We start from the raw sequence: 12936 nt of genomic DNA on the forward strand, positions 1-12936 counted from the left end.
AGCGGGTCAACCGTCGCCGTCGTCCTCCGGCTTCAGCGGCACGCGATAATCCTCGTCCAGCCAGCGGATCAGGTCACGGTCCCGGCAGGCGGCCGAACAAAAGGGCGCGTGCGCGGCGACGATCGCCTTGCCGCAGATCGGGCATCGCTCAGACCGCTTCGACATGGCCACCCCCTACCCCCGCCCGGGCGGTGACCGCAACAGGCCGGCCTGTTGTGGCCGACAGCGCGGCCGGCAGCGCCGGCTGACCCTCCAGCCAGCGCGCGGAGTCGGGTTCCAGCACCAGCCGCATCGGGCCGTGGCCGCTGTCGCGCGCGGCCGCCTCCAGCAGCGCAAGGGCACGCGATTCCGCCCGCTGATACCAGGCGCGCTCGATGATCGACGGGCCCTGTCGCGGCAGGATGACCTGCATCAGGCCATAGCCATTGATGGCCGTGCGTTCGTGCGGCGGCGCCATGGCGGCATCGAAGGCTTCACCCACCGCCGTTCGCGCCGCCTTGTCGGGCAGCGACGGCAGGTCCAGCACGACGCTGCCGCCGACGCCATAGAGCCGCAGCGCCGCCGCCAGCGCCCGCACCGCCGCCATCGCCAGAACCAGCGGCGGCGCGTCGCCATCGACATCGACCGCCAGATGCGCCGGCGTCGGCGTCAGCAGCAGCACCCCGCCGGGAAAGGCCAGCCGGCCGAGTTCGGCGGCGGTCCAGGCGTCATCCCACTGTTCCGCCAGCCAATCCGGCCATTGGTCACGCGCCAGGATGGCCGGGGCTGCCCGCAAAAGCCCTTCGCCGGGCATGTCGGGCGCCGGGCGGGCGCGCGCCGGTTTCAGGCGGCCGCGTTCGGGAATCGCGGCGCGCGTCACCTCGATCACCAGCCGCGCGCCCTGGGTCAGCCCGGCGGGCCAGGGCGCGACCGCCAGCACTTCGTCGCCGATGCTTGCCCGACCCGGCGCGTCGACCCGCGCGGCCCAGACCTCGCCAGGCTGCACACCATCGCCTGCGCGGCGCACTGTCATCGCGGTCAGCCGCCGTTCGTGAACCTCGGCCAGCCGGACGTCGCCGATGCCCTCACGCCGGAAGAACATGCGCCGTCACCAGCATGGCGCGCGTCTCGAACAGCGGCAGGCCCATCACGCCCGAGAAACTGCCCGACAGGAAACGCACATGCGCCTCGAACGCACCCTGGATGGCATAGCCGCCGGCCTTGCCGCGCCATTGCCCGCCGTCGACGTAGCGCTCGATCATCGCCGGGGTCAGCGGCGCCACCGCGACGGTCGTGCTGCTCAGCCGGTGCCGCGCGATGCCGGCCGCGTCGATCACGGTGACCGCCGTCAACACCTCGTGGCGGCGGCCCGACAGCAGCCCCAGGCAGGCACGGGCGGTGGCTTCATCGTCGGCCTTTGGCAGGATGCGGCGCCCGGCGGCGACCAGCGTGTCGGCGGCGAGCACCACCTTGCCGGGGTGACGCGCGGCGACCGCGGCCGCCTTCTCCGCGGCAAGCCGCGCCACATGGGGCCGCGGCACTTCCGCCTTGCGCGGCGTCTCGTCGATGTCGGCGGGGTCGATCGCCGCCGGCGTCACGCCCAGCCGGGCGAGCAGTTCGACCCGGCGCGGGCTCGCCGATGCCAGGACCAGCGGGGTCAATGCCAATGCACCATGGCGCCATGCGGGTGCACCGTGGCGAGCAGCCGCTCCCGTCCATCGGGCCACAGCGTCAGGCGAAGGGTCGGCGGTTGGCCCGCGGCCACCGCGTCGGGGTCCACCGCATCGAACTCGAACCGTAGCCAGGCGAGCGGCGCCTGCGCGCTGGCGCGCGCGCCCATTGCGGCCATGTGCGCCGCGATCCGCGCCTGCACGTTTTTGGGGAAATATTGGAAGGCGATGGAGTGGAATACCACGGTCGCGGCACCGGCCTCAGGGGCCACCTTCGCCTCCACGAAATCAGCGGCATCGCCACGCGTCAGCGGCGGCGGGTCGGCGCGCGCGGCGGCGATCGCCGCCTCCATGCGCGCCAGCCGCTCCCGCTGGTCGGGCCAGACATAGGCAAGCATGCGCCGGGCATCGTCCGCGCTGCCCACGTCGAGGGGGTTGAGGTCGACGCCGGCGCGGGCAACCACGCGCACCGTCGCCCCGGGCGGATCGGCGCCCTGCCATACCGGCGCGAGCAGCAGCGGCGCGTCGGCGGGGCCGGTCTCCAGCGTGCCAAGGCGATAGCGATAATGATCGAGCCGCAGGTTCAGCCCGGCGCTGGCGCCCAGCTCGAACAGCCGCAGCGGCAGGCCGGTCTCGGCGGCCACCACCATCATGCCGGGCATCAGCACGCCCGAGCGGGCGACCTCGTTGGTCTGCGGCGCGCTGTCCAGCCAGGGCAGCAGCGCGGGATCGGCGAGCACCGGTTCCAACGCCGCCCACAGCGCCTGCGGATCAGGCAGCGGCGCCGGGGGATAGAGCGCGGCCAGCATCGGTGCCCGGCCCTGCCGCACCTGCGCGTGCAGGGCGCCGGTCAGGCGCAGCACGGTGGCGTCGGCGGCGTGATTGTTCGGCAAGGGGTCCAGTCGCAACGCCATGGCGCCCGCCGGGTCGAGCCGGTCGGCGATCAGGCGGCACAGCAGCGCGGTGAAAGGCGATCCCAGCGCGTCGCACCATCCCGCCTGGGTGCGGGCATGGGTTCGGAACGCGCTGTCCGCCGTCATTTGAACCGGTAGGTGATCCGGCCCTTGGTCAGGTCATAGGGGGTCAGTTCGACCAGCACCTCGTCGCCGGTCAGCACGCGGATGCGGTTCTTGCGCATCTTACCGGCGGTATGGCCCAGGATCTCGTGGTCATTCTCCAGCCGGACACGGAACATGGCATTGGGCAGCAATTCCACCACCTGCCCGCGCATCTCCAGCAACTCTTCTTTCGCCATGAAGCTCTTTCAAAGGATTTCGTGGCCGTGCCCTAGCCGTGAAAGGGGGTTTTTGTCCAGCGGTCAGCCAAAGACATCGGCCATGGCATAGCGTCCTGGCGGTTTCCTCGCCAGCCAGCGCGCCGCCGTCACCGCACCCCGGGCGAAAATCTCGCGGCTCTCGGCGCGGTGCGTCAGCTCGATGCGCTCGCCGTCCGCCGCCAGGATCACGCTGTGATCGCCCGCCACGCTGCCGCCGCGCAGGCTGGCGAAACCGATGCTGCCCGCCCTGCGCGCGCCGGTCACGCCGTCGCGCAGCGCGGTACGCAGGGCGGCGAGGGGCTGACCGCGCCCCTTCGCCGCCGCCTCCCCCAGCGCCAGCGCGGTGCCCGACGGCGCATCCACCTTGTGCCGGTGGTGCATCTCGACGATCTCGACATCCCAGTCCGGCCCCAGCGCCGCCGTCGCCTCCGCCACCAGCCGCGCCAGCAGCGTCACCCCCAGCGAGGTGTTGGCCGCCTGCAGGATGGCGATGCTGCGCGCGGCGCGGTCGATGGCGGCATGGTGCGCCGCCTCCAGCCCCGTGGTGCCAACGACGATGGCCGCGCTGCCCTCCACCGCGGCGCGCAGGTTTTCGTCCAGCGCGGCGGGCGAGGTGAAGTCCACCAGCACATCCGCGGCGCGCGCCAGCGGCGCCACGTTGGTGCAGATCACCTTGCCCTGCCCCAGCGGCTGGCCGCATGCCGGATGCCCGGCCCGCTCCACCCCGCCGGCCAGCACAAGGTCCGGCGATGCGGTGATCTGGGCGATGATCGCCTGCCCCATGCGCCCGCCCGCGCCCAGGATGCCGACTCTGATGCGCTCTGCCATGCCGCCGACTTTTCCGCTAAGCCGCTTGTCATGGCAAGAGACAGCATCGTCATCCTGACCGGCGCCGGCATCTCCGCGGAATCCGGCGTGCCGACGTTCCGCGCCGCCGACGGCCTGTGGGAAGGCCATCGCGTGGAGGATGTGGCGACGCCGCAGGCCTTCGCCCGCAACCCCGACCTGGTGCAGGGGTTCTACGATGCGCGCCGCGCCGCGCTGGCGGCTGTGGTGCCGAACGCGGCGCACCATGCGCTGGCGCGCCTGGAGCGTGAATGGGATGGCGGCTTTCTGCTGGTGACGCAGAATGTCGATGACCTGCACGACCGCGCCGGCTCGCGCGCCCTTGTTCACATGCATGGCGAACTGCTGAAAGCCTGGTGCACCGGCTGCGATGCGCGCCATGCATGGCAAGGCGATTTGCGATGCATGCCGCGCTGCCCCACGTGCGGTGCCGCGAACCTGCGCCCGGACATCGTCTGGTTCGGGGAGATGCCCTATGCCATGGACACCATTGAAACGGCGCTTCACCAGTGCAGCCTGTTCATCAGCATCGGCACGTCGGGCGCGGTCTATCCGGCCGCCGGCTTCGTGGAGATCGCGCGCTGGGCCGGCGCGCGGACGGTCGAGCTGAACCTGGACCCCAGCGCCACCAGCAGCCGGTTCCACGAGAGCCGGCTGGGCCGCGCCACCGACCTGGTGCCGGCGTTCGTGGATGAACTGCTGGCCTGAGCGTATTGCGCGCGTGTTCCGATTGCACCGGTTCACGGCGCATGGCAGGCTGCGGCCATGAAACCGCTGTTCCTCGCCGCCCTGCTGCTCGCCACCAGCGCCACCGCCCGCCCGCCCGAGATGCGCGGCACCGAATGGGTGCTCGTGGAGATGAACGGCAAGCCTGTCGCGCCCATCCCGCGCGTGACGCTGACGCTGGGCAAGGATGGGCGGATGAACGGTGCCAGCGGCTGCAACCGCTTCATGGGCGGCTATGAACTTCGCGGTGGCAGCATGACGGTCCCGGGCCCGGTGGCCGGCACCATGATGGCCTGCACGCCGGAGGCAATGGCGTTCGAGGATGCCTATCTGACGCAGCTGAAAAAAGGCGGCCGGGTGCGGGTGAGCTGGGAAGGCAACATGCGCATCACGCCCGACGGCGGCGGCCAGTTGCGCTTCCGGGCGGACGTGCCGGCGCCCAAATAACGAAACCGGTGCTGCCGCCCGTCATCGCCGGCTGGTTCGCGGCCCGCGGCTGGACGGTACGCGCGCATCAGCTTGCCATGCTGGAGGCGGCACACGCCGGCGAGCATGCGCTGCTGGTGGCGGCGACCGGCGCGGGCAAGACGCTGAGCGGCTTCCTGCCGGTGCTCGCCGACCTGATCGAGCGGCCCGGGGAGGGCCTGCGCGCGCTCTATGTCAGCCCGCTGAAGGCGCTGGCGGCGGACGTGGCGCGCAACCTGCTGACGCCGATCGCCGACATGGGTCTCGACATCCGCGTGGAGACCCGCACCGGCGACACCAGCAGCGACGCCAAGAAGCGACAGCGCGAGAAGCCGCCGCACATCCTGCTGACCACGCCCGAATCGCTGAGCCTGCTGCTGACCTGGCCCGACAGCGCCACCATGCTGGCCGGGCTGGACACGGTGATCATCGACGAGATCCACGCCTTCGCGCCGACGAAGCGCGGCGACCTGCTGGCGCTGGCGCTGGCGCGCCTGCAGAAGCTGAACCCCCGGCTGCGGCGGGTGGCGCTGTCCGCCACCATCCCCGACGAACGCGGCATGCGCGGCTGGCTGGCGCCGGGCGGCAACCCCGACGCCGTGCGGCTGGTCACGGGCGAAGCGGCGGCGCTGCCCGACATCGGCATCCTGATCCCCGACGGGCGCATCCCCTGGAGCGGGCACAACGCCCGCCATGCCGCGCGGGAGGTGGTGCGGCTGATCGAGCGGCACCGGTTAAGCATCGTGTTCGTCAACACGCGCGCCGTCGCGGAACTGGTGTTCCGCGACCTGTGGGCGGAGAATGAGGCGGCGCTGCCGATCGGCATCCACCATGGCAGCCTGGCACCCGAGGCGCGGCAGAAGACCGAGGCCGCGATGGCCGCCGGGCGGCTGCGCGCGGTGGTGGCGACCGCCAGCCTGGACCTGGGAATCGACTGGGGCGATGTCGATCTCGTCGTCCAGATGGGCGCGCCGAAGGGGGCGAGCCGCATGGTGCAGCGCGTCGGCCGCGCCAACCACCGCATGGACGAGGCCTCGAAAGCGGTGATCGTGCCGGGCAACCGGTTCGAATATCTGGAGAGCCTGGCGGCCTATGACGCGGTGATGGCGGGCGACCTGGATGGCGACCCCTTCCGGCCGGGCGGGCTGGACGTGCTGGCGCAGCATCTGATGGGCGTGGCGTGCGCGGAGCCGTTCGAGGCCGGTACGATGCACGCGGAAATCAGCTCGGCAGCGCCCTATGCCGGGGTCAGCCGGGCGACGTTCGACCGGGTGCTGGAGCTGATCGCCACCGGCGGCTATGCGCTGCGCGTCTATGACCGGTTCCGCCGGCTGGTGCAGGGCAAGGACGGCCGCTGGCGGGTGACGCATCCGCGGCTGACGGCGGCGCACCGGTTGAACGCCGGGGTGATCGTGGAGGCGCCGGCGGTGAAGGTGCGTTTCGGGTCGCCCCGCGCCGGCGGCAAGGCGCTGGGCACGATCGAGGAATGGTTTGCCGCGCAGCTGCGGCGCGGCGACCGCTTCATGTTCGCCGGGCTGACGCTGGAGGTGGTGGCGAACGACGGGCCTGATCTGGTGGTGCGGATGGGGCGCGGCAATCCCAGCGTGCCCGCCTATGTGGGCGGCCGCATGCCGATGACCACGAACCTCGCCGACCGCGTGCGCGCCATGCTGCCCGACCGGGCGCAATGGGCGCGCATGCCCGACGATGTGCACGAATGGCTGGCGTTGCAGGCCGAGCGCAGCATCGTGCCCGCGCCCGACCAGCTGCTGGTGGAGACCTTCCCGCGCGACGGGCGCTGGCACATGGTGCTCTATGGCTTTGAAGGGCGCAACGCGCACCAGTCGCTCGGCATGGTGGTGACGCAGCGGATGGAGGCGCAGGGGTTGCAGCCGCTGGGCTTCGTGGCGACCGACTATGTGCTGAGCGTGTGGGGGCTGCGGGAAGTGACGAACCCGCTGGCACTGCTGCATCCGGATATCTTGGAAAGCGAATTCGCCGCCTGGATCGAGGGAACGCCCTTCCTGAAGCGGGCGTTCCGCGATGTGGCCGTCATCAGCGGCCTGATCGAGCGCACGCTGCCGGGGCAGGCCAAGACGGGGAAGCAGGTGATGTTCTCGACCGACCTGATCTTCGACGTGCTCCGCCGGCACGAGCCGGGCCACCTGCTGCTGGAGGCGGCCTGGGCGGATGCGCACAACAAGCTGACCGACCTGCCGCGGCTGGAGGGGTTGCTGCGCCGCGCGCAGACGCAGCTGCTGCATGTGCCGCTGGAGCGCGTCAGCCCGCTTGCCGTGCCGGTGATGCTGGAGATCAGCAAGGAGATGGTGACGGGACTGGCGGACGAGGCATTGCTGGAAGAGGCGGCGGCGCTGGCGGCAGAGGCGGCGTGACGGCGGTCACGCTCATGGCCTTTTGGGTGATGTAACCCGAGTTCCTGACAAGGACAGGGGAATATCTCATGTTATTGAAGTCGAAACGGGGCCGGGGCGTGCTGCTGCTTGCCGGGGCGAGCCTTCTGATGAGCGCCTGCGCCAACCGGCATGCGGTATTCCGGAACAACAGTTTTGCTGCAGCGCCGTCAATCGTCACCGTAGATGCCAAGCAGCGCAACATTATCAGCAACAAGATCGGCAATGACCTGCGCATCTGCGCGGAGGCTGCGCCGGATGTCTTCAGCGTGCTGAGCAGTAGCGGATCTTTCGACGCCAATGTCACCGATGCGGTTCGGGCCAAGCTGGGCATCTCGATTGCCGAATCCGGCGCTACCATAGAGCGCACGCAGACCATTAACCTTTTGCGAGAATCGCTTTATCGCACGTGCGAACGCTATTTGTCCGGTGCCATCAATCAGGACCAGATGGTGGTGCAGGCGGCGCGCGATCAGCGTGTGATGCTGGGGGTGCTTGCGATCGAACAGATCACCCGTACCGTGCGGCCACCGTCGACCGTGATCGTCGCCGGGGGCACGACGACGAGCGTCAGCGGCACCCTGGACGAAGCGATGGCGGAGGTGGACAAGCGGGTCGAGGCCGAAGCCGACGCCAAAGCCGCCTTCGACAACGCCAAAGCCGCCAAGGCTAAAGTGAAGCCGGACAAGACGGACTGACTGGACTGTGACGCCGTCAAAAAAGATGACAAGGCCAGCAAGGAGGACAAGGACGTCTGCACCCTGGCCGGCACCGTCGATGCGAAGAAAACGGCGCTAGCAAAAGCCACGGCGTCCCGCGAGGCGGCCGAACGGGTGGCGGGCGGTGCGACCGGCGGCGTCACGGCAGGAACAGGCGAAGGAGGCGCCCCATCGGGCACGATTGCCACGACAGTCGCCGATCCGGCCGCATTGAAAGCCGTGGCGGACAGCGTCAAGGATATCGTCAATGAATCGAACACGGTCGATGACTTCCTGATGCTGTGCATCAACATGCTGTCGCGCGCGCCGGAGCCCGGGGTTCACGATCTGCGGGCGTCCTGCCTCACGCTTGTCACCAGCGCGGCCAACCTCAATGCCGCGAAACTCGATCAGCAAGTCGAGAAACTCACGGCACGACGGCAAGATATCATCAACACGGCGCCAGCAGCCGGGAAAAATCTGTCCCAGATGTCATTCGACAAGATCGAACCGCAGCTGCGCGCCGCGCGCGAAAGCATCGGTTTGCCACGCGAGGACAGCGTCTGGCAGGCGCTTCTCGCCGGGATCAAGGCTAATGACGCAACCGCCGTCGAAGCTGCGATGAAGCGTCTGAACAACACCAGTCTTGTTACTAAACTCAACGCGATCAAGGAGTAAGTCAACATGCCGGATCAAGCCATCTATGCCCAAAGCCAGGCACAATGTCAGGCGGCGGTAAACACATTCATCATAAACAATCCAGGCGGCAACTGTCTGTTCGGACCGGCACTGATTCCCCGGACCCAGAATATCGACACCGGTCGCTTCCTGCCTTCGGTTCAGGGTTTCTGGCTGGCGGTCGTCGGATTCTGATCGCTTCCGCCGCCATGACGATTGCCGATAGGTCTTTTCCGGTGACTGCGCCCGGGTGAACGCGCCATTGACAGCATCGGTGTGCCCGCACAGGTTCGCCGCTGATGTCCCTGCTCTTCTCCCGCAACTTCGGCCCGCTGATGGCGGCGCAGTTCCTGAGCGCGTTCAACGACAATCTGTATCGCACCGCGATGGTGTTCCTGATCAGCTTCCAGTTGCTGCGCGACCAGCCCGACCAGGCCGCGGCACTGGCGACGCTGGGGGCGGGCATCTTCATCCTGCCCTTCTTCCTGTTTTCCGGCATGGCGGGCGAGCTGGCCGACACGCGGGACAAGGCGGCGATCACCCGCGTCATCAAGGCGGTGGAGATCGGCATCTTGGGCGTCGGCGCCTGGGCGTTGTTCACGGACAGTGTCATGCTGCTGATGATCGTGCTGTTCCTGACCGGCACGCACTCGGCCTTCTTCGGCCCGATCAAATACTCGATCCTGCCGCAGCACCTGCCGCCGCAGCTGCTGCTGAAGGGCACCGCCTGGGTGGAGGCGGGCACCTTCATGGCCATCCTGCTGGGGCAGATCGCCGGCGGGCTGGTGGGGCACAGCGGCGCCGCGTTCGGCATGGTGGCGGTGGCGTTCGCGGGCTGGCTGTTCTCGCTGTTCATCCCGCCCGCGCCGCCGGTCGAGCCGGGGCGACGGGCCGACCTGAACCCGTGGACCAGCAGCGTGAAGGTGGTGCGCGCCAGCTGGGCGGACGGGCGGCAGCGGGAGGCGATCATCGCCATCAGCTGGTTCTGGGCGATGGGGGCGGTGTTCACCGCGGGGTTCGTGCCACTGGTCAGCACGCGGCTGCTCGCCTCCCCGGCGGTGGCGACGCTGTTCCTGACGGTGTTTTCGGTGGGCATCGCGGCGGGGTCGCTCGCCATCAACCGCATCATGAAGGGCAGCATCAGCGGCCGCCTGGCGCCGGCCACCGGCGTGGCGCTCGCGGCCTCGGGCGCGCTGCTCTATCTTGGCATCCAGCTCTATGATGCGCCTTCCGTTCCGATCGGCGTGGCGGCCTTCCTGGCCCGCGCTGACGGCTGGCTGATCCTGGCGGCGCTGCTGGGGATTTCGGTGGCGGGCGGCATGTTCATCGTGCCGCTCTATGCGCTGTTGCAGACGGCGGCCGGCGCGGCGGAGCGCAGCCGGGCGATCGCGGCGAACAACATCATCAACGCCGCCGCGATGGTGCTGGCAAGCGGCGTGTCGGCCGCGCTGCTGGCGGCGGGCCTGGGCATTGCCGAAGTGCTGCTGCTGGTCGGGCTGCTGAACCTGCTGATCGCGCTGCGGCTGCGGCGCAACCGGGCGCTGCTGGCGGCGGTTTAGGCAATACCGTCAAGGCCCTTTCGCTGCACGATTGACAGAAGGCGCAGTGCCGGACCGCCCGGGCGTTTTGTGCCACGCTCCCAATCGGAAACCAGGTTTTTCGAGACGTTGAGGTAACGGGCGAACACAGGTTGCGAAACATGCTGCGCCTCTCGGATCGCGCGAATCTCCTCCGGCGCCAATCGTGTCGCCGGTGCAAGGCAGGCTTCATCGAATTCGCGCATCGTACGCTTCCCAATGGCGCCGCTTTCGTGCAGGCCTTCCATCATCTCGTGCACAGCGGCCAGGGGCTCACTCTTATAGGTCTGCGGCATCGTCATTCACCTCAAACAGTCGTTCTGCCAGCACTTCCCTGTCGATCTGGGCTTGGGAAAGGCCGAACATGATCTTTGCCGCTTTACGATACATAGCCAGTTCCGTGGTGGTCAGACTGGCCTTGTCGTTCTTGGCAAAGCCAAACACGAATATGGCGTATTCGCCCTGTCGAAAGAACAGGATGGTGCGATAACCGCCGGACTTCCCTTCACCCTGCCGCGCGACCCGTTGCTTGATCACGCCACTGCCAAGATTGGCATCAATCAACCCTGCCTCAGCCTGCTCTACGGCAAGCCGTAGCGCTTCATTGCCGATGCCATGCTGTCTGGCGAATTTCGCGAACCAGCGGTTCGTGTAAAGCCTGGTGGGCGACGTCGTCGGCATGCGCGACGATGCTTCTATCATTCATGGTATGACAGTTCAAGTTGCCGCTTCAACGGCCTCGCTTGCCTCCAGCCAGCGGGCTTCGGCGGCTTCCAGTGCACGGCTGGTTTCGCCGTGCAGGCGCATCAGTTCGCTCGCCGTCCGCTTCGCGTCCGCCGGGTCGGCGCTGCCGGGATCGAACAGCGCGCGGTCGATGGCGGCGCGGCGGGTGGCAAGGCGGGTGACGTCGGCTTCGGCCGCGGCCGCGGCCTCGCGCAGGGCCTTGGTCGCCTCGCGTGCCTTGGCCGCGGCCTGCCGATCCTTCTTGCCGCTGCCCTTCTGGCCCTCGCTCTTCGGCTGGTTCTTGCCGAGCACGAAGTCGGTATAGTCGTTCAGGCTGCCGTCGAACTCCCGCACGCTGCCACCATCCACCAGCAGCAGGCGGTCGGCGGTCATCTCCAGCATGTGGCGGTCGTGGCTGACAACGACGACCGCGCCGCCATAATCGTTCAGCGCCTGCACCAGCGCCTCGCGCGCGTCGACATCTAGGTGGTTGGTGGGCTCGTCGAGGATGAGCAGGTGCGGCGCGTCGCGGGTGATCAGCGCCAGCGCCAGGCGCGCGCGCTCGCCGCCCGAGAGTTTGCCGACCTTGGTCAGCGCCTTGTCCCCGGCGAAACCGAAACGGCCGAGCTGCGCGCGCACCTGCGACGGTTTCGCCGCCGGCATCAGGCGCGAGAGATGCTCGAGCGGCGTGTCGTCGCGGTCCAGCTCCTCGACCTGATATTGGGTGAAATAGCCGACGGTCAGCTTGCCCGACTTGAACACGCCGCCGCCGCGCGTTTCCAGCTGGCCGGCGAGCAGGCGTGCGAGCGTGGTCTTGCCATTGCCGTTGCGGCCCAGGAGCGCGATGCGGTCGTCGGGGTCGAGCCGCAGGTCGAGGTTCGACAGGATGGTGCGATCGCCATAGCCAACGGCGGCCTTGTCCAGCGTCATCAGCGGCGGGCGCAGTTCGGGCGGGCTGGGGAAATCGAAGCTGAGCGTCGGATCCTCGGCCATGGCGGCGATCGGCTGCATGCGCGCAAGCGCCTTCGCCCGTGACTGCGCCTGTTTCGCGGTGCTGGCGCGGGCGCTGTTGCGGGCGATGTAATCCTGCAGCTTCGCCCGCTGCGCCAGCTGTTGCGCGCGCGCCGCGGCGAGCTGCGCCTGCCGTTCGGCGCGCTGCCGTTCGAAGGCGTCGTAGCCGCCGCTGTAGAGGGTGGTCTTGCCGGCCTCCAGATGCAGGATGTGATCGACGACATTGTTCAACAGGTCGCGTTCGTGGCTGACCACCAGGATGGTGCCGCGATAGCTGCGCAGGAAGCTTTCCAGCCAGAGCGTGGCCTCGAGGTCGAGGTGGTTCGAGGGTTCATCGAGCAGCAGCAGGTCGGGTTCGGAGAAAAGCAGCGCGCCGAGCGCCACGCGCATGCGCCAGCCGCCGGAGAAACTGTCCATCGGGGCGTTCTGCATCGCCTCGTCGAACCCCAGGCCGACGAGGATGCGGGCGGCGCGGGCCGGGGCGGCATGGGCGTCGATCGCCATCAGCCGCTCGTGGATCTCGCCCAGATGGTGCATGTCGGTGCAGGTTTCCGCCTCGTGCAGCAGGGCGGCGCGCTCCACATCCGCGGCCAGCACGGTTTCGATGGGGGTGATGCTGCCGGCCGGCGCCTCCTGCGCGACATAGCCGAGGCGGGCGCCGCGCGGCATGTCCACCCGGCCGTCGTCCGGCGCCAGGTCGCCGATGATGACCCGCAGCAGCGTGGACTTGCCGGCGCCGTTGCGGCCGATGAGACCGACGCGGCTCTTGGGCGGCAGCGCGGCGGTGGCGCCATCGAGGATGGTGCGCCCGCCGAGGCGCACGGTGATGCCGGAGACGTTGAGCATGGCGCCGCCTAACAGGCGCGCGCCGGAATC

At 69.0% G+C, this 12936-nt stretch carries 16 protein-coding genes; 7 read left to right on the forward strand and 9 right to left on the reverse strand.

Annotated features, from left to right (window positions below):
* Positions 1 to 6: 6 nt before the first annotated feature.
* The 6 genes from H3309_RS16280 to dapB all read right to left on the reverse strand — a co-directional run bounded on the left by H3309_RS16280 (position 7) and on the right by dapB (position 3753).
* Positions 7 to 165 (reverse strand): DNA gyrase inhibitor YacG, encoded by a 159-nt coding sequence (locus H3309_RS16280; protein WP_182296099.1) that lies wholly within the window; start codon positions 163 to 165, stop codon positions 7 to 9.
* Positions 149 to 1081 (reverse strand): ribonuclease, encoded by a 933-nt coding sequence (locus H3309_RS16285; RefSeq protein ID WP_182296101.1) that lies wholly within the window; start codon positions 1079 to 1081, stop codon positions 149 to 151. Before H3309_RS16285 ends, H3309_RS16280 begins: the two co-directional genes overlap by 17 nt.
* The gene (locus H3309_RS16290) at positions 1065 to 1640 is read right to left on the reverse strand and encodes a Maf family protein (RefSeq protein ID WP_182296103.1); all 576 of its coding nucleotides are present in this window, start codon (positions 1638 to 1640) and stop codon (positions 1065 to 1067) included. Before H3309_RS16290 ends, H3309_RS16285 begins: the two co-directional genes overlap by 17 nt.
* Positions 1637 to 2689, reverse strand: coding sequence for a DUF2332 domain-containing protein (locus tag H3309_RS16295; RefSeq protein ID WP_182296105.1), 1053 nt, complete (start codon positions 2687 to 2689; stop codon positions 1637 to 1639). Before H3309_RS16295 ends, H3309_RS16290 begins: the two co-directional genes overlap by 4 nt.
* Positions 2686 to 2904 carry a translation initiation factor IF-1 gene (gene infA / locus H3309_RS16300; RefSeq protein ID WP_182296107.1) on the reverse strand — a complete coding sequence of 73 codons (219 nt, stop codon included), beginning with the start codon at positions 2902 to 2904 and terminating at the stop codon, positions 2686 to 2688. Before infA ends, H3309_RS16295 begins: the two co-directional genes overlap by 4 nt.
* 63 nt (positions 2905 to 2967) lie before the next feature.
* Positions 2968 to 3753 (reverse strand): 4-hydroxy-tetrahydrodipicolinate reductase, encoded by a 786-nt coding sequence (gene dapB, locus H3309_RS16305; protein ID WP_182296109.1) that lies wholly within the window; start codon positions 3751 to 3753, stop codon positions 2968 to 2970.
* Between the two features lie 30 nt (positions 3754 to 3783).
* On the opposite strand from dapB, the gene H3309_RS16310 reads away from it, so the two are divergent.
* The 7 genes from H3309_RS16310 (at position 3784) to H3309_RS16340 (ending at position 10308) form a co-directional block, all read left to right on the forward strand.
* The gene (locus H3309_RS16310) at positions 3784 to 4479 is read left to right on the forward strand and encodes an NAD-dependent deacylase (RefSeq protein ID WP_182296111.1); all 696 of its coding nucleotides are present in this window, start codon (positions 3784 to 3786) and stop codon (positions 4477 to 4479) included.
* Positions 4480 to 4536: 57 nt separating this feature from the next.
* Positions 4537 to 4944, forward strand: coding sequence for an META domain-containing protein (locus H3309_RS16315; RefSeq protein WP_182296113.1), 408 nt, complete (start codon positions 4537 to 4539; stop codon positions 4942 to 4944).
* 77 nt (positions 4945 to 5021) lie between these two features.
* Positions 5022 to 7355: a ligase-associated DNA damage response DEXH box helicase gene (locus tag H3309_RS16320; RefSeq protein WP_243453946.1), complete on the forward strand. Its 2334-nt coding sequence runs from the start codon at positions 5022 to 5024 to the stop codon at positions 7353 to 7355.
* Between the two features lie 98 nt (positions 7356 to 7453).
* The gene (locus H3309_RS16325) at positions 7454 to 8071 is read left to right on the forward strand and encodes a hypothetical protein (RefSeq protein ID WP_182296115.1); all 618 of its coding nucleotides are present in this window, start codon (positions 7454 to 7456) and stop codon (positions 8069 to 8071) included.
* Between the two features lie 135 nt (positions 8072 to 8206).
* On the forward strand, positions 8207 to 8749 hold the full coding sequence (locus tag H3309_RS16330) for a hypothetical protein (RefSeq protein ID WP_182296116.1): 543 nt from the start codon (positions 8207 to 8209) through the stop codon (positions 8747 to 8749).
* A gap of 6 nt (positions 8750 to 8755) precedes the next feature.
* Complete coding sequence (locus tag H3309_RS16335; protein ID WP_182296118.1) at positions 8756 to 8944, forward strand: hypothetical protein; 189 nt, start codon at positions 8756 to 8758, stop codon at positions 8942 to 8944.
* 104 nt (positions 8945 to 9048) lie between these two features.
* Entirely contained in the window at positions 9049 to 10308 is a 1260-nt protein-coding gene (locus H3309_RS16340) for an MFS transporter (protein ID WP_182296120.1), read from the forward strand.
* On the opposite strand, the gene H3309_RS16345 is transcribed toward H3309_RS16340, so the two are convergent.
* Genes H3309_RS16345 through H3309_RS16355 form a run of 3 tightly spaced genes read right to left on the reverse strand, consistent with a single transcriptional unit; the run spans position 10305 to position 12906 of the window.
* Positions 10305 to 10622: a helix-turn-helix domain-containing protein gene (locus H3309_RS16345; RefSeq protein WP_182296122.1), complete on the reverse strand. Its 318-nt coding sequence runs from the start codon at positions 10620 to 10622 to the stop codon at positions 10305 to 10307. The two genes, H3309_RS16340 and H3309_RS16345, sit on opposite strands and share 4 nt — an antisense overlap.
* Positions 10606 to 11007 (reverse strand): type II toxin-antitoxin system RelE/ParE family toxin, encoded by a 402-nt coding sequence (locus tag H3309_RS16350; RefSeq protein ID WP_182296124.1) that lies wholly within the window; start codon positions 11005 to 11007, stop codon positions 10606 to 10608. The genes H3309_RS16345 and H3309_RS16350 overlap by 17 nt, the downstream gene beginning before the upstream one ends.
* A 36-nt stretch (positions 11008 to 11043) precedes the next feature.
* Complete coding sequence (locus H3309_RS16355) at positions 11044 to 12906, reverse strand: ABC-F family ATP-binding cassette domain-containing protein (protein WP_182296126.1); 1863 nt, start codon at positions 12904 to 12906, stop codon at positions 11044 to 11046.
* Between the last annotated feature and the right edge of the window lie 30 nt (positions 12907 to 12936).

It is taken from the genome of Sandaracinobacteroides saxicola (assembly GCF_014117445.1).
In the GTDB taxonomy this organism is placed as follows: Bacteria; Pseudomonadota; Alphaproteobacteria; order Sphingomonadales; family Sphingomonadaceae; genus Sandaracinobacteroides_A; species Sandaracinobacteroides_A saxicola.

Excerpts from the sequence above, each read along its gene's own strand:
- H3309_RS16280 (WP_182296099.1), bottom strand. The coding sequence starts at position 165 with ATGTCGAAGCGGTCTGAGCGATGCCCGATCTGCGGCAAGGCGATCGTC.
- H3309_RS16285 (WP_182296101.1), bottom strand. The coding sequence starts at position 1,081 with ATGTTCTTCCGGCGTGAGGGCATCGGCGACGTCCGGCTGGCCGAGGTT.
- H3309_RS16295 (WP_182296105.1), bottom strand. The coding sequence starts at position 2,689 with ATGACGGCGGACAGCGCGTTCCGAACCCATGCCCGCACCCAGGCGGGA.
- infA (WP_182296107.1), bottom strand. The coding sequence starts at position 2,904 with ATGGCGAAAGAAGAGTTGCTGGAGATGCGCGGGCAGGTGGTGGAATTG.
- dapB (WP_182296109.1), bottom strand. The coding sequence starts at position 3,753 with ATGGCAGAGCGCATCAGAGTCGGCATCCTGGGCGCGGGCGGGCGCATG.
- H3309_RS16310 (WP_182296111.1), top strand. The coding sequence starts at position 3,784 with ATGGCAAGAGACAGCATCGTCATCCTGACCGGCGCCGGCATCTCCGCG.
- H3309_RS16315 (WP_182296113.1), top strand. The coding sequence starts at position 4,537 with ATGAAACCGCTGTTCCTCGCCGCCCTGCTGCTCGCCACCAGCGCCACC.
- H3309_RS16320 (WP_243453946.1), top strand. The coding sequence starts at position 5,022 with ATGCTGGAGGCGGCACACGCCGGCGAGCATGCGCTGCTGGTGGCGGCG.
- H3309_RS16335 (WP_182296118.1), top strand. The coding sequence starts at position 8,756 with ATGCCGGATCAAGCCATCTATGCCCAAAGCCAGGCACAATGTCAGGCG.
- H3309_RS16340 (WP_182296120.1), top strand. The coding sequence starts at position 9,049 with ATGTCCCTGCTCTTCTCCCGCAACTTCGGCCCGCTGATGGCGGCGCAG.
- H3309_RS16345 (WP_182296122.1), bottom strand. The coding sequence starts at position 10,622 with ATGCCGCAGACCTATAAGAGTGAGCCCCTGGCCGCTGTGCACGAGATG.
- H3309_RS16350 (WP_182296124.1), bottom strand. The coding sequence starts at position 11,007 with ATGCCGACGACGTCGCCCACCAGGCTTTACACGAACCGCTGGTTCGCG.
- H3309_RS16355 (WP_182296126.1), bottom strand. The coding sequence starts at position 12,906 with ATGCTCAACGTCTCCGGCATCACCGTGCGCCTCGGCGGGCGCACCATC.